Origin of the sequence: Pseudoalteromonas sp. C2R02 (assembly GCF_018860845.1) — a bacterium.
GTDB lineage: Bacteria > Pseudomonadota > Gammaproteobacteria > Enterobacterales > Alteromonadaceae > Pseudoalteromonas.
The window spans coordinates 204,684-220,517 of sequence record NZ_JAHKQC010000040.1; the positions used below are offsets into that span (position 1 = coordinate 204,684).

Below are 15,834 nucleotides of genomic sequence, written 5' to 3' on the forward strand. Positions count from 1 at the left end.
GTTAAAATAGCTTTACTATAAAATATTAATTTAATGAAACCAAACTCTTTAGAACAATTTTTTGATATTCAATCAAGCACAGATATTGAATTAAAACGTAAAAAGTTTATTTTATATTTTGCCAGCTATATTGGTGCATTAATCATTCTGGTTTTTGCGCTCACAAACTATAGCTCAAGTAATAATACCTTATCTTTAGTTTTATTAAGCAGTGCTTTTTTTATTTTTATAAATGCTTTTATTTCACACTTTACAAATAGGTTCCACATATCTTGCTATGTAGGTAGCTTTTGCATTGCAGCATTAATGTTGCAGTTACTTGTTAGTGGCGGATATGAAAATACAGCACTTTATTGGATGTATCCTTTCCCTTTAGTTTTTTTTGCATTACTAAATTATAAAATTGGTTTAATATTTAATTTAATTTTATGGTTTTTCCTTACTTTTTTACTCTTCAACCCTGAGATCTTAGTTGCCCAATATCGAGATACTGAACTAACGCGTTTTAGTGCTTCATTATTAATTACGATATTAATTGGATTCCTATCTGAGTATTATCGATTTCGAAGTCATAAAGAATTAAGTGATATTAATGTTGAAAAACAACACCAGGCTAATACCGATTCATTAACTGGATTGCCCAACCGTCGTTTTATAGAATCATGCTACATAAAGCACATACAAGAACAAAAAAGCACTCAGATGCCTTTAACATTAGTCATGGTTGATATTGATCATTTTAAGATTGTAAATGATACATATGGGCATGATATTGGTGATGAAGTACTTTGCTTTATCGCTCATCAATTAAAAACAAAACTAAGAAAAAGTGATGTTGCAATTAGAGTGGGCGGCGAAGAGTTTTTATTATTAATACCGCAAACCACTTTAGAAAATAGTATAAAAATAGCGAATAAAATAAGATTGCTCATTGAGAAAAACACCTTTCATCAAGATAAAATCCATATCAATATTACAGCAAGTTTTGGGATCAGCATTTGTGAAGATGAAACAAAGCTAAACGATTCCATCAAACAAGCTGACCTTCTGTTATATAAAGCCAAAGAGGCAGGCAGAAATTGTATCAAATACTAAAGCGCTAAATTTGCTTTTAATGATGTATAAACAGGTAAGCGTACAATTGGTAAATCTGCTAGCTTTACTTGTGCAAAATGTAGCTTTGCTTGCTTAATATCACCTAAACGCCAATCCATTAAGGCGATATAGAGCTTTGCTAAGGAAATATGGGATAAATGCGCGACTGATTCATAAAATTTCAGTGACGTTTTAAAGTGCTGTGAAGCTAAAACATAGTTGTTATCAGCTTGTAGTGATCTGGCTAAATTAAAATGAGCCTCAGCAATGTTCGAATTACTTTCAGTGCGCTTGGCCCATATTAATGCCTGCTCTCTGGCAATAATACTTTGGGTATATTTGTTCATCCGAGTAGCAAAATGACCGAGGTTGTTATATAACTCAAACTTGAATTTTGGATCATAACGCTTACTAAATTTCTTCTCTAATTTTCTCAGCATATGATAAGGCACCCTAGGTGCTATATCGCTATAAAGCTGTAAATTAACAAGATCAACAACTAAAGATGGATCTGAAAAGTTTTCATTTAACTCTATTAAATAGCCTTCAACTTGAGCTCTAAAATAGTCTCTTTTTTCGTTATCTTTAAAAACCCCTAGAACTTTAGTGTGATAAATAAGCACTCTAACTTTAAAATATTGAGATACAGATTTGGCTTCAACCCATACGGTTGTTTCTTGTAATAACGTTTCAAACTTTGCTAATTCAAATAAACTATCTAACCGAAACAACATCAACTCGTACCATAATGCCGTATCCTCCTTCGTAACAGCTAGTTTTGCGTTCACTTGTTTTAAACAAGCTGCTGATGAATATGTGCATATCGTATTTATTGATTTTATATCTACTTTAGCTGCGAGTGATGAACTTGATACAGAGATTAACAACAGTAAAGTTATTACGTTAATAGCGATTGACATTACCACTGCACCTAAACTTTAACTGTCACTTTATAAGCGCAACGTCTCGCTCCTTCAATGATATGCTCTTCTCTGCTCACAGTTGCAACATCAGCTAAAATAGTTTGGAATAAATTCAGCTCAGAACGACAGAAATTTAAACAACTACTCGCCGCTGCACAGATAGGACAATGGTTTTCTAATAGCCAGTAAACAGAGTCATCACATATTTTATTATCAAGCGATCCTTTTACCACATTGGCCATATACCCTTCCTCTGTTCTTAACTGTGCTAAAGCATTTAGTTTATCTTCTAAGCCCTCTTTATCCGCTAATTTAGTTTGATATAAATCTAATGATGCTTGCTCTCTATGAGAGATTAACTGCTCTAAACCTGAGTCACCAAATACACTTTTAACTGAATCAATGAGTTGAACCGTAAGCTCTTCATGTCGGTCTGAGAATCGGCTATTACTTTTACTTGTTAATGCCCAATATCGTGTTGGACGACCTCTGGCAGCCTTTTTATCTTCAAAACTGATATCACCTGACTCTTCTAATACTTGTAAGTGCTGCCTTACGCCCATGGTTGTTAATTTTAATTCGCTCGCTAACACCTTAGCGGTTAATTCACCTTCAACTTTAAGTAAGCTAATTATTTTTTCGCTTGTTTTCACACCTTCACCAGTACGCAATTTTTATTTTTCCTCTCTATTATTCCTAAATGCGAGATTAAGTAAACTTTTTTATTTATAAAATACGCTTTACTTTATTAAGTAAAGAGTTTACTTTACTTAATAATTAATAAACAAAAAGGTTTACTAAATATGAATTTACTCATTGTCAGTGGCAGTCAAAGAACAGAATCACAAAGTGCCAAAGTCGCTAATTACATTGTCCAAGTAGAAGAGTTATTTGATGACGTTTCGCATATAGAGCTATGCAAACATAATCTTCCATTTTGGGATGGTGAGCATTCAAGCAAATTAGAGGCAGGCAGTGAATGGCCTTTAATTAATAAAAAGATACAAAAAGCAGATGCACTTGTTTTAATTACACCTGAATGGGGCGGTATGGCAACACCAATCCTTAAAAATTTCTTATTAATGTGTGATGCACAAGATACTGCTCATAAGCCTGTTTTATTAACCTCTGTCGTCAGTGGGATCAGTGGTGCCTATCCAATTGCAGAACTTAAAATGAACGCACTTAAAAACAACAAGCTGGTTGCAACTCCTGATCACTTAATTATTAGAAATGTTGAGCAAGTATTAAATGATAACCCAGGCCAAGATTTAACGCCTAGAGATACAAATTTGAGAGACCGAATTGATTACAGCTTGCATATGCTGCATCAATATAGTGGCGCTTTAAAAATGATAAGAGCGCAGCATCACAACCAACCTTTTCCTAAGCAACAAGAGTATTTATACGGCATGTAAACAATAAAACACAAATAAGGAGCAAGATATGAACTTAAATCAAATCACACTACCTGTAAATAACATGGAGAAAGCAACTGAGTTTTATACTTTATTAGGCTTTTTACTGATAGTTGATACACCTGACTATGCAAGATTTAAATGCCCTAGTGGTGCCAGTTTTTCTCTTTCATTAACCACAGAAATTTTTAGTAATGGTGCCATTATATATTTTGAGAACGAAGATTTAGATATTTGGGTAGAAGCGCTGATAGCTAAAGGCGTTGAATTTAAGCAATTACCTACTGATCAATCTTACTTATGGCGTGAAGCTATTTTAATCGACCCTTCAGGCAATAAAATTAAGCTCTATAAAGCAGGTGAAAATAGATTGAATCCGCCTTGGCGAGTTAATTAGGATATAAGATAAAGGAGCATAAAATGATACACCTAGAACATTTAAATTTAGTCGTAAAAAACATTCCTAATTCACTTAAGTTTTATCAAGCAGCATTCCCTCACGGGTCTATACGTGGTGGCGATAAAAGCCAATGGTCTGGTAAACCTCGTAACTGGGTACATTTTGGTGACGATTACCAATATCTATCACTCAATGATAATGGTGAAAATGAGAATAGAGACTTAACAGGCCATCAGGTAGGCCTTGCCCATTTTGCCTTTGTTACACATGACCTTAAAAATGTCATGGCAAGATTAGCATTAGCAGGCTTTACATCTGAAAAAGGTGACATCGAAAATAAATCCCGTCAAAACTTATATTACTTAGATCCTGACGGCTATGAAGTTGAATTCGTGCAATATTTTAGCGACCTGCCAAACCAAAGAAATACATATTAAACAGTACATTTATTTTCTGGTTATATTTTATACGACTTAATTATATTCCTTTACGATATTTATTTGTAAACTCAATCAAGTACCAAATAAGGGTACTTTAGTTTCAACAATAATAAAGTTTTTAAATAAAACATATAAAGGAATAAAAATGAATTCAAAGCCAAACATAATATCTAAAGCATTTTTTGCTACCTTAATGACAGCGCTGTCCACAGGTGTTTGTGCAGCCACAACAACCGCTAATAATAGTGTTTCAGAACAAAAAGTTAATATATCTGACACGGTAAGCTATATTGCCATTGTTGATATCAATAACAAAATAAAAACAATTCACCATGCTGATGCCAGCTTTATAAAAGTAAACTTTACTAAGTTATCACTACCGTTAGGTGCTTATATTGAAGTGGCAAATGAAAATGAAAGCTATCGTTATGAAGCCATTGATTTACAAAATGGCGCTGAATTTTCTGCGATGTCTATATCTGCAGATACGTTAACGATTACGTTAGTGCTTGAAGATGACACTCAATGGCAAAGCCACCATGGAGTTGAAATAAAAAATTATAGTGCTGGTTATTCTGATTTTGAGTTAGCAGAACATAATCTAGCTTATGAAAATACGGGCACTTTTGATAATTCAATACTTTCAACATGCGGGGTTAACGAAAGAAGGGATGTGGCCTGTTGGCAACAAAGCAACCCTGTTGAATATGAACGCTCTAGACCTGTAGCAAGGTTACTCATTGGTGGTAGAAGCTTATGTACTGCATGGCGTGTTGGGCCAAATAATCACATGTTTACCAATAACCATTGTATTGAAAGCGCTGCAGAAGCATCACAAACTGAAGTTTGGTTTGATTATCAAAGAACGCAATGTGCCTTTGGATCAGCTAAAGCACCAGTCAAAGTAATGGCAAATCAGCTGTTATCAACTGAAGCAACTCTAGATTACACCTTATTTACAGTGAATGATTTTGCAAAAATAAAACAGTTCGGACACTTTGGTTTAGATATAAACCCGCAGGTACAAGGGCAACGCATCTACATCCCGCAACATGGCGCTGGAAACCCTAAAGAGCTATCAATTATAAGTGATAAAAATGCATCAGGTATGTGTGAAATAGACCAAACGAAAACAACTGGTAGAGGCTATAATACTGATGCTGGCTATTACTGTGATACTACTGGAGGCTCATCAGGTTCACCGGTATTGTCTGCAAAAACCAATAAAGTTGTGGCCCTGCATCATTTAGGTGGTTGCCCAAGACCAGACGTATTAAATCGTGGAGCAAGAATGGAGTTGATATGGCCGAAAGTTGCAAACTTTTTTGCTAACGTACCACCCCAAGGCGACAACGTAATAGATACCAACCAACCACCTATTGCAAAAATCACATATCAATGTGATTTAAAAACATGTCAATTTAACTCTACAGATTCGATAGATCCTGACGGTCAAATTATTGATGTAAAATGGGATTTAGGTGACGGTAATACAAGTAATAGTTTAAGTCTCAGCCATACATATCAGACAGAGGGACAATATCAAATATCGCTGACTGTGACAGATAACGAAGGTGCACAAGCAGGTACTGCAATTTCAATCAATGTAACAGATTTAGACGCTTTACCTGTTGCCGATTTCTCTTATAGCAAATCTGGTTTACAAGTATCTTTTATCAATACTTCTACTGATGATATTGATATCACACGCGCCAATTGGGCATTTGGCGATGGACAAACGGCATTAACTAAAGACAGCCAAAATACCTATTCACAACCAGGTAGCTATGATGTCACGTTAACCGTATCCGATAGCGCAGGGCAACAATCCTCTATCACTAAAACAATTACGGTTACAGATGGACAAACAACTTGTAATGGAATAAATGATTGGTCTGCCCAAAAAGTTTATCTTAAAGGCGATCAAGTAGCGTATTTAGGCGCTATTTATCAAGCTAATTGGTGGACAAAAAATCAAACACCAAAAGAGCATTCAGGTAATTGGCAAGAGTGGAGCTACATAAACCAATGTAACTAATCAAAGTTACCTTGGTAATTTAAGTTACGTCATAGTCAGCTATGGCGTAACTTCGTTCCTTTAAAATCATCAAAAAAGTGATAAAACCAGTCATGAATACATATCTAAAAAAACACTATTTTTACAGGTAAATACTAATAGTTGTCATTACTAATAAAATGCCTATCTCGAAATAATAATAACTCTAATTTGCATTGTAAGTTATTTATTTTAAAAGAATATATCTAATTTCCATTTATATAAAAACAATCTAGCGCTGTATGTTTTTTGTTCTACACTGTAATTACCTAAGTGTATTTAGTATTAGAGCAAAACAGGACAAAAACATGAAAGGCAAAAGCAATATAATAAGCTCTTTGAATCAGATCCTGACCTATGAGCTGACGTCAATAAATCAATATTTTCTGCATGCCCGAATATTTAAAAACTGGGGATTAGAAGAACTCAACGAAAAGGACTATAAAAAATCAATTAAGGACATGAAGCAAGCTGATGATTTAATTGAAAGAATTTTATTTCTAGAAGGTTTACCTAATTTGCAACACCTTGAAAAACTTCGCATAGGCGAACATACAGCAGAAATGATTCAATGTGATATGGACTTTCAACTAGAGCAAATCGCCATAATGCGAACAGCCATTGAATTATGTGAAAAAGAGGAAGATTACGTTAGTAGAGAATTACTAGAGTCTATCCTTGAGTACGAAGAAGAACATGTAGATTGGCTTGAATCTCAACAGTTCTTAATTGATAACACAGGTATAGAGAACTACCAACAATCTATGATGGAGTCTTAACATGCAAGGTTCACAAAAAGTAATAGATCTACTCAACAAACAGCTCACCTTAGAACTCACTTCTATGGATCAATATTTAGCTCATGGCAAAATGTTTGAGGATTGGGGAATAGACAAACTCCATGAGCATGAAATGCATGAACATGAAGAAGAATTAGGTCACGCTAAACGTTTAGCTGAAAGAATACTATTTTTAGAAGGCCAAGCAGATACCGCCTCCAGAGCACCTTTATTAATAGGCTCTAATACCAAAGAAATGCTAGAAAATGATTTAAAAGCTGAGCATATTGTAGCTGAAAGTTTAAGAATGATTATTGGCGTATGTGAGCAAGAAAAAGATTATGTGACGCGAGAAATTCTTGAAGACTTATTAGATGATACAGAAATGGATCATATCTACTGGTTAGAGCAACAGTTAGGTCTAATAGATAAGGTTGGAATTCATAACTATATTCAGTCTCAAATGAGTACACCATAAAATTTATTTTTCAAAACAAAATCGCTTGTAATAGCTAAATGTTACAAGCGATTTTTTTTATTTTAATATGCTACTTCTGACGACTAGGCTCAAACGTATCATATCTAGGTAACCCTGCATCTAAGTCTTCCCAATTAGCTTGTGAAGATACAAAATTATGAGATATGGGTCGCTCTATAATATCAGACTCTAAAATTCCTAAGCGTAACCTTAAACGACTTGGGTCATCTAGGTTTTCACTATATACAGGTGAGCCACATGCCGAACAAAAGTGACGAATTCTTCCTGGCTTAAAAGTAAATGAAGATAACTTTTCTTTACCTTTTACAACTTCAAAGTCACTTGATTGTATAAAACCATTGGTCGCAAAAGCGGTTCCACTTGATTTACGACATAATGAACAATGGCAATGAATAATATCGCTGATAGCACCTTTTAACACGACTTCAACTTCGCCGCACAAGCATTTACCTGTATACATTTTACATCCTTTTAAACAGTTAGCATTTTTGTAGTTGCTGCTAATAAATTATGTTTTGTTGCTGGCTCTACTGAGGCATGCCCTGCATTTTCGCTTATCACTAATTCTGATTTTGGTAAATGTTGATGTAACATCCAAGCATTATCAAATGGGCAAACAACATCATAACGACCATGAACTATCGTTGTTGGGATATGCGCTATTTTATCGCAATTAGCTAAAATTTGATTTTCAGTTAAGAAACAATCATTCACCATATAATGTGCTTCATGGCGCGCTAAACTCCAACTAGATTCATCATCAGTTTTATCTGCAACAAATGCTTCATCTGGTAATAAAGTACAACAACGGATCTCCCATTGCGCCCAAGCTTTTGCAATTTTTAATGCCAGTTCTTTATCTTCACCTATCATGATTTCATAAGCCGCTTTGATAGAAGTATCAGTTTGACCTTTAGGTAAAGTATCTAGGTATGCTTGCCAGTAATCAGGGAACAATCGTGTAGCACCACCTCCGGAAAATGCCCAATTAGTATCGTCTGGTCTGGCTAAGAAGATCCCCCTTAATACTAAGCTTTTTACATTGTCAGGATGAGTTTGTGCATATACTAAAGATAAAGTTGAGCCCCATGAGCCACCAAATACATGCCAGCTATCCACATTTAATTTAGCTCGGATCATTTCTATATCGGCAACTAAATACTTGGTTTCATTTTTCTCTAAACTGCCATGGGGTTTTGAGCGACCACAACCACGTTGATCAAAAAGAATTATATGATATTTTTCTGGATCAAAAAAACGTCGATCTGTTTCTGAACACCCTCCTCCAGGTCCACCATGAATAAACAAAACGGCTTGGCCTTGTGGGTTACCACATTGTTCAACATAAACTTGGTGACCATCACCTACTTCTAACAGAAAATCATTAAAAGGTGTGATTTCTGGATAAAACTCATTCATTAACTTTGTCCCACTATTCTTGTTTGCTGCAAAGCTATCAGAAAATACTTATGTATAAAATATTTAATGTGAGTTTTTAATTTATTATTGGAATTAATCAATGGAAGTATAGAACAAATTTACAAGTCGAGGAGTATTTTCAAGCAAGACTTAATCAAACAGCATGCGCCCAATTTAATTTCATTTCAAGCTAAAAGATCACTATTTTATTAATTAAAAAAAAATTAATTTATTTGTCATTTAACCCTTGTTTTTTCGATGCACAAGACCGATTATTATATTGAAGACAATGAAAAAGGATACAAATATGAAGATAGAGATTTCCGGCCATCACGTTGAAATTACTGAAGCTATTAAACAATCAGTAGAGAATAAATTTTCTAAAATCGGCCAGCATTATCCAGATATTATGTCGCTAAAGGCTATTGTTACAGTAGAGCGAAATGAACAAAAAATTGAAGTATCGACCGTATATGAAGGAGTAAGTATTTCAGTAAACGCATCAGATAAAGAACTATACTCAGCAATTGCAAGTGCAGTTAAAAAGCTAGAGTCATCTTTATCACATCGCAAAGGCGTTTTAAAAGCGAATTTACATAGCAAACCACATTCAGCAGAGGTATTAGACGAAGTTGAATAACGAATAAGATTTTTATTAGCTTGCTCTAAATTTTGAGCAAGCTTTCCCATTTAAAATCAATTAAAACAATCCTTAACTACAAACACTTTCCCCAGACTGACTTTTATTAACTAACCCAAGTTCTACAATTCTTTTAAGTAAAAATGTTTCCCTTTCAATCGACATGCCTTTTTTATCACTATTGGCTATTGTATCTTCGTTATGCTTAATCGATTTAAATATATTAATCCAAACAGGTTTCATACCATTTTTAATTTCATAATCTTCAAGCTTAGTTTCACCTAACTCATCATCTATGGTGCAAGTAAAACAATAAGACAGCATATGAACAATATCAAAATCAGCTTTATACCAAGGTCTAAACTCTTCATATAAACCAAATTCTTTAATATCTGTAATATTACAAGCACCGGTCTCTTCACTTAACTCTCTAATTAAGCCTGCTTGAATATCTTCTCCCTCATCAATACCGCCACCAGGTAAAGTGTAATCATGGTATCTAGCGGTATACACCATTAAAATATCTTCACCTTTTAAAATAATGCCTCGAGCAGCCTTACGTTGAAAAACACTGCCGGATAAAGATGCTATATCAGGATGAGTAGTTGATTTAAATAATTGCATATAACTCGATAAATTAAGATTTTGAGGCGCGGATTTTAACTCAGATAAAACATGATATATACCATAACTGATTCTTTTTTATTCTTTATGACCTTACTTAAACTAAGGGTTTCACATTCATTTACATTAGCTTTCAAACTACTAAAACAGAAATAAGAACAATTATCATAAACTTACAATTCCTTATACTTTTTTCCTCAATTTAAGTCCAAATTAGTTCTATACAAGAGACTTATGCTCAGTAGAATCCTCAAAAATTGACAGCGCTGTCCACATCTATTTTATCGCATTATGGAGATTAAAAAGAATAAATGTTTAATGTAAATAAACTACTCAATAACCTACAAGTGAGTGCAAAACTTCGTTTAACAATCATCATATCCAGTTTGATTATTTTAATAACTCAGTTACTTTCTGCCGATAAATTAAAAGAAAATATGTACGCAGAACGTACCCAAAATGCCAAACTATTAACTCAAGTGATTAATAATCAAGTTAATGCCATTTCAACTATGGACGATAAATCAATAGATGAAAAAAAGCAGTATATAAAGTCGCTTATAAAAAACGCTAGGTATGGTGATTCAGGATACTTTTTCTTGTTCGATTTAAGCGGCAACATGCTAATGCATCCAATAAAACCGCATTTAAATGGCCAGTCTATGCTTACTCAACCTCAAGCATTTATCACGAATGCCTTTAGCAAGTTTGTAAATATAGCTAATAGTAAGCAACAAGGCTTTGCCAAATATCAATGGCCAAAACCTGGGGCTACCATTCAAGAAGATAAAACATCCTATATAAAATCATTATCGCAATGGGATTGGGTAATTGGTACAGGTATTTATTTTGATGACATAGAGGATACTTACAATGAACAACTGATCATTATTGCCATTGAGTTTGTTGTCTATATTATTTTACTTATTTTATTTTCATCCCTTATAGCAAAAAATATCACCAAACCACTGAATAAACTTACTCATGCTATGACACAAACAGCAGCCAATAAAGATCTCACCATCACGCTAAAAAGCTATGGTAAAGATGAGCTTTCAAAAATAGGTGTCGCTTTTAATGCTATGAATAAAGATTTTTGCAATGTGCTATTTAATATTAATGACAATACCAATTCACTGGCTTCACAAGCAGAAGAGTTATCTTGTGTCACCAAACAAATTAATACAGGTATGTCATTACAAAAACAAAATATAAATAATATCAAAGGTGAAGTGAGCGATTTATCTGCATCAGCAGAAAACGTATTTAAGCAAACTGAATCATCTTTAACAGTCGCAAAACAAGCAAATACCCTTACTATTGAGGGTCTGTCGCATATAGAGCAAAACGCTAAAACAATTCAATCGGTTGTGTCCAGTGTGGCCAATGCACAGCTGACAGTAAAAGCACTGCAAGTATCTTCAAGCCAGATAGGTGAAGTCCTTGATGTTATTAAACAAGTGGCTGAGCAAACAAATTTACTCGCACTCAATGCCGCTATTGAAGCAGCAAGAGCGGGAGAGCAAGGTCGTGGCTTTGCAGTGGTAGCCGATGAAGTCAGGACATTAGCTAAACGGACACAAGATTCCACAGCAAATATTGAAACCATGATAGATAAACTACATCAAGGTGTTGAATCCACTGTATTGGAAATGACAAATTGTAAATACGCCACAGAGAAAGGTTTAGAAATCAGTAATGCTTGTAATACAACTTTAACTAAAATAGATGTTTCAGTTAAACAGCTCATGGCTAACTGCTCAGATATTGCCGGCGTTACACTAGAACAAAAGCAGGCAGTTGAAGTCATAGAACAAAGCATCTTTGATGTTTCTAATATCGCAGAGGAAACAGAGCTAGGCGCTAAACATGTTTATTCATCAAGTCATCAATTAAGTGAAATGTCACAAAGCCTCAATTGTCTAGTTCAGCAATTCAAAGTCTAAATAGTTAAAAAATTGTCGAGCGCCCTGCTCGACAACTCTCCATGAACCTTTATTAATAATGTTCGCGTACACCTGTCCGCGGACTGTCCGCTGTCCGTCCGCACAATTATATCCTCCCCCACTAACAACATAAAAAACCTTAAAATCAATAAGTTAAAATATGGCACGTTAGTTGATATGGTAAGAAATAATTACACGATGAAAATATAAATAAGGACATGGCACATGATTAAAGATACTTCACAACAAGACCGTGTAGTACAACCTAAAAATAATAAGTTTTTAGGTTTTAATCGCACGAGTTTAATTGCCCTAACATGTGCAACAGCAATCGTTGCAATTGGCTGGTTCAGCTACCCTGCTATGGCATCATTGTTAAGTGCAGATCTCACAGTATCAAAACAACAAGTTCGTTTAGCAATCGTTGAGCGCGGTCTATTTATTGAAGATATTCGTGTTGAAGGTCGTACTATTGCCGCTGTTAATCCAACTTTATATTCTATGGATGAAGGCACAGTTTTTTTACATGTTAAGCCTGGTGACACAGTAAAAGAAGCGCAGCTATTAGCTGTAATCGATAGTCCACAACTTAAAAGTGAATACGCACAAGAACAAGCCAGATTAGATGAGCTTTCGATTCAAGTTGAACGCCAAAAAATTCAAACCCGTAGTGATTTATTAAATAATCAACAAACTATGGAAATTGCAGCAGTAGATTTGGCTGCAGCACAAAGCGAAATGGCCCGCTCAAAAGCCAGCATAGAAAAGTCGCTTATTTCGCAATTAGAATATGACGAAGTTGTTGTAAGGTTAAAGCGTGCAACGCTCACTAACAATCATGCTATCGAAAGTTTAAAGCTACAAAAAGAGCAATTAGAGTTTGAGCTAAAAGCATTAGAACTGCAATTACAGCGCCAACGCCATATTAGTGAAGAACTAGAGCGAAAAGTCGCTGCATTAGAAATTCGTTCACCACTAAATGGTATTGTGGGTAATGTTAATATCCAACAAAAACAAGCCGTATTACGTAATACACCACTATTATCACTTGTAGATTTATCCGCTTTTGAAATTGAAGCGCAAATTCCAGAAAGCTACGCCGATGAATTAGGGCTAGGATTTGATGCCAATATCACCCTTAATGGGCAATCTTATGCTGGTAAGCTGACTGCAATTTCACCTGAAGTAAACAATGGTCAAGTCTCTGGACGTGTACGTTTAATTGAACAAATTCCAGGCATGCGTCAAAACCAACGCGTATCAGCACAAATCATTATAGAGAAAAAAGACAACGTTCTCACACTCCAAAGAGGTGCTTTTGTTGAATCGGGTGCAGGACTTAAAGCCTATGTTGTAAAAGACAATTTAGCAACAAAAGTGAAAATAACACTGGGTGCACGCAGTACAGGAAAAGTTGAAATAACCTCAGGCTTACAGCCAGGTGATACTGTGGTCATCTCAACTATCACGCCATTTAATGATCAAAGCCAAGTGCTTATCACTCAATAAAATTATTATAAGAAAAGGATTCTAAAAATGTTATCAATGAAAAATGTCAGCAAAATTTATCGTACTGACTTAATTGAAACCCACGCATTAAGCGATGTTAATTTAGAAGTTGCAGAAGGTGATTTTGTATCCGTTACAGGACCTTCAGGTTCAGGTAAAACAACTTTTTTAAACCTAGCAGGTATGCTTGAAACCTTCGAACAAGGAGATTACTTTTTAGATGGTGTAAACGTTAAAGGCCTTAACGACAATCAACTATCAAGATTAAGAAATGAAAAAATAGGTTTTATTTTTCAAGGGTTTAACCTTATTTCCGATTTAAGTTTATACGATAATGTAGAAGTGCCTTTAATATTTCGAGGCTTAAACCGTAGCGAGCGTAAAAAACGCATAGAAGAATCATTAGAGATCGTAGGTTTAGCCTCTCGTATGCATCATTTACCTAATCAGCTCAGTGGTGGTCAGCAACAAAGAGTTGCCATTGCCAGAGCATTAGCGGGTAAACCACGGTTTTTATTAGCCGATGAACCCACAGGTAATTTAGATTCTTTAATGGCACGCCAAGTCATGGATTTATTGCAAGATATCAATAAAAAAGGCACGACGATTATCATGGTAACCCATGATTCTGAGCTTGCTAGGCGTGCGAATCGTAACATTCAAATTCTTGATGGCCAAGTTAGTGATATTCAGCAATCTCAATTAACTGATATGGCTGTTTAGGAGTCTCAAATGAGTGAGTTACTAAAACAAGTTTTACATAGTTTAAAACATAAAAAAAATCTGAACGCCCTGATGGTGATTACTATTGCAATTGGCATTGCCTTAATGACCACTATGATGACGATTTCACTTCAACAGCAAAAAGTACCGTTACCTCATAAAAGTGAAAATATACAGCTTGTCATGTTAGATAACAGATCTGCTGATGCGCTAGAGCAAGAAGCGGCTCGCATGCCAAGAACAACTTACAAAGATGTCGAAAACATTTTTAATGCTCGATTAGCTCTTAACAGCCTAGTCAGAATATGGGAAACACAATTTATTGCTGAACCAGAAAATTTAGCAGCAAGACCAATGAATTTATCTGCTAGTGCAACCAACTATCAACTTTTCAATCTTATGGAAATGCCATTTATTTATGGAGAACCTTGGAGTAAAGAAGCTGAATCAAGTTCCCAAGCTGTAATTGTGATAGATAAAACAGTCAATGATGAACTCTTTGGCGGCGCGAATTCTATTGGCAAGCGAATTTTAGTAAATAAAAAACCATTGACCATAGTCGGTGTGATGGATATATCAGTTCATAACAGACGATTTCAAAATAGATATTTTAGCACCAGAGATAATGATCAAGCCTTTATTCCATATACTTTTGCATTAGATAATAATTTTAGGCGACGTGGCCAAGTTTTTTGTCCCGAATCACAAAGAGCCTTAAGCAGTACCTTTAGAACGCAAAATGTGGCTGGATTAAAAACATCTGAATGTGGCTTTGAAAATCTATGGGTTGAATTTTCTAATGCAGAACAGTCAGATGCATTTTTTACTTGGCTCACAGCTTATAGTCAAAAACAAAAAGAAGTAGGACGCTTTTTCCAAGAAAAAATCGTTTATGGTCAAACTATTAATCAGCTTATGACTGTGTATGGAAATGATACATGGATAAAAACTTTAGCCATGATGTCTTACCTATTATTTGCAGTATGTATTATTAATACTTCAGGAATTATGTTGGCAAAGTTTCAATCGAAGTCAAAATTAGTCAGCTTATACCGTGCCCTAGGTGCAACAAAAGCTTATATCGTAAAAATACATTTAATCGAAGTATTGTTTATTTCTCTCATAGGTATTTTAGTAGGTTTGTTACTTTCAAAATTTGGTTTAGAAATTATGTTCCATATTAGAAGATATCAATCTGATTATTTATCAGATCCTGTTCAGTTACGTGCAATTTATTCCATTGATTGGCTACTTATAGCTAAAACAGCAACTATCACAGTTTTCAGCGTCATTATCGCTGGTCTTTATCCAATATGGCGCATTAGTAATCTTGCTCCAGCTAGTCAATTACGAGGCGCATAAC

General features: G+C 34.9%; 17 protein-coding genes. 12 read left to right on the forward strand and 5 right to left on the reverse strand.

The features are described 5' to 3' along the window. Positions 1-33 precede the first annotated feature (33 nt). Positions 34-1,095: a GGDEF domain-containing protein gene (locus tag KO527_RS18985; RefSeq protein WP_216041833.1), complete on the forward strand. Its 1,062-nt coding sequence runs from the start codon at positions 34-36 to the stop codon at positions 1,093-1,095. On the opposite strand, the gene KO527_RS18990 is transcribed toward KO527_RS18985, so the two are convergent. Both KO527_RS18990 and KO527_RS18995 read right to left on the reverse strand, forming a co-directional pair. Next, positions 1,092-2,015, reverse strand: a complete 924-nt coding sequence (locus tag KO527_RS18990; RefSeq protein ID WP_216041834.1) for a tetratricopeptide repeat protein — start codon at positions 2,013-2,015, stop codon at positions 1,092-1,094. The two genes, KO527_RS18985 and KO527_RS18990, sit on opposite strands and share 4 nt — an antisense overlap. Positions 2,016-2,026: 11 nt before the next feature. Beyond that, positions 2,027-2,671, reverse strand: a complete 645-nt coding sequence (locus KO527_RS18995) for a metalloregulator ArsR/SmtB family transcription factor (protein WP_216041931.1) — start codon at positions 2,669-2,671, stop codon at positions 2,027-2,029. Between the two features lie 150 nt (positions 2,672-2,821). Between KO527_RS18995 and KO527_RS19000 the strand changes: the two genes are divergently transcribed. The 6 genes from KO527_RS19000 to bfr (KO527_RS19025) all read left to right on the forward strand — a co-directional run bounded on the left by KO527_RS19000 (position 2,822) and on the right by bfr (KO527_RS19025) (position 7,589). Beyond that, positions 2,822-3,436: an NAD(P)H-dependent oxidoreductase gene (locus KO527_RS19000; protein WP_216041835.1), complete on the forward strand. Its 615-nt coding sequence runs from the start codon at positions 2,822-2,824 to the stop codon at positions 3,434-3,436. Between the two features lie 28 nt (positions 3,437-3,464). Next, on the forward strand, positions 3,465-3,833 hold the full coding sequence (locus KO527_RS19005; RefSeq protein ID WP_216041836.1) for a VOC family protein: 369 nt from the start codon (positions 3,465-3,467) through the stop codon (positions 3,831-3,833). Between the two features lie 23 nt (positions 3,834-3,856). Further along, positions 3,857-4,273 (forward strand): VOC family protein, encoded by a 417-nt coding sequence (locus KO527_RS19010; RefSeq protein ID WP_216041837.1) that lies wholly within the window; start codon positions 3,857-3,859, stop codon positions 4,271-4,273. A gap of 148 nt (positions 4,274-4,421) precedes the next feature. Further along, positions 4,422-6,314 (forward strand): PKD domain-containing protein, encoded by a 1,893-nt coding sequence (locus tag KO527_RS19015; RefSeq protein ID WP_216041838.1) that lies wholly within the window; start codon positions 4,422-4,424, stop codon positions 6,312-6,314. Between the two features lie 326 nt (positions 6,315-6,640). Beyond that, positions 6,641-7,111, forward strand: coding sequence for a bacterioferritin (bfr, locus tag KO527_RS19020; protein ID WP_216041839.1), 471 nt, complete (start codon positions 6,641-6,643; stop codon positions 7,109-7,111). Between the two features lies 1 nt (position 7,112). After that, the gene (gene bfr / locus KO527_RS19025) at positions 7,113-7,589 is read left to right on the forward strand and encodes a bacterioferritin (protein ID WP_042146534.1); all 477 of its coding nucleotides are present in this window, start codon (positions 7,113-7,115) and stop codon (positions 7,587-7,589) included. Positions 7,590-7,659: 70 nt separating this feature from the next. Here bfr (KO527_RS19025) and KO527_RS19030 read toward each other — a convergent pair whose 3' ends face one another. Both KO527_RS19030 and pip read right to left on the reverse strand, forming a co-directional pair. After that, positions 7,660-8,070 carry a GFA family protein gene (locus KO527_RS19030; protein ID WP_216041840.1) on the reverse strand — a complete coding sequence of 137 codons (411 nt, stop codon included), beginning with the start codon at positions 8,068-8,070 and terminating at the stop codon, positions 7,660-7,662. A gap of 11 nt (positions 8,071-8,081) precedes the next feature. After that, positions 8,082-9,029, reverse strand: coding sequence for a prolyl aminopeptidase (pip, locus tag KO527_RS19035; protein ID WP_216041841.1), 948 nt, complete (start codon positions 9,027-9,029; stop codon positions 8,082-8,084). 307 nt (positions 9,030-9,336) lie between these two features. Here pip and raiA point away from each other — a divergent pair, with 307 nt between their 5' ends. Then, positions 9,337-9,669 carry a ribosome-associated translation inhibitor RaiA gene (raiA, locus tag KO527_RS19040; protein WP_042146530.1) on the forward strand — a complete coding sequence of 111 codons (333 nt, stop codon included), beginning with the start codon at positions 9,337-9,339 and terminating at the stop codon, positions 9,667-9,669. Positions 9,670-9,741: 72 nt separating this feature from the next. Here raiA and KO527_RS19045 read toward each other — a convergent pair whose 3' ends face one another. Further along, entirely contained in the window at positions 9,742-10,293 is a 552-nt protein-coding gene (locus tag KO527_RS19045; protein WP_216041842.1) for an NUDIX hydrolase, read from the reverse strand. 311 nt (positions 10,294-10,604) lie between these two features. On the opposite strand from KO527_RS19045, the gene KO527_RS19050 reads away from it, so the two are divergent. From KO527_RS19050 to KO527_RS19065, 4 genes are all read left to right on the forward strand, one after another. Continuing rightward, on the forward strand, positions 10,605-12,239 hold the full coding sequence (locus tag KO527_RS19050) for a methyl-accepting chemotaxis protein (RefSeq protein ID WP_216041843.1): 1,635 nt from the start codon (positions 10,605-10,607) through the stop codon (positions 12,237-12,239). Positions 12,240-12,464: 225 nt separating this feature from the next. Next, entirely contained in the window at positions 12,465-13,748 is a 1,284-nt protein-coding gene (locus tag KO527_RS19055; protein WP_216041844.1) for an efflux RND transporter periplasmic adaptor subunit, read from the forward strand. 27 nt (positions 13,749-13,775) lie between these two features. Further along, positions 13,776-14,471: an ABC transporter ATP-binding protein gene (locus KO527_RS19060; RefSeq protein WP_216041845.1), complete on the forward strand. Its 696-nt coding sequence runs from the start codon at positions 13,776-13,778 to the stop codon at positions 14,469-14,471. Positions 14,472-14,480: 9 nt separating this feature from the next. After that, the gene (locus KO527_RS19065; protein WP_216041846.1) at positions 14,481-15,833 is read left to right on the forward strand and encodes an ABC transporter permease; all 1,353 of its coding nucleotides are present in this window, start codon (positions 14,481-14,483) and stop codon (positions 15,831-15,833) included. Position 15,834: the final 1 nt, after the last annotated feature.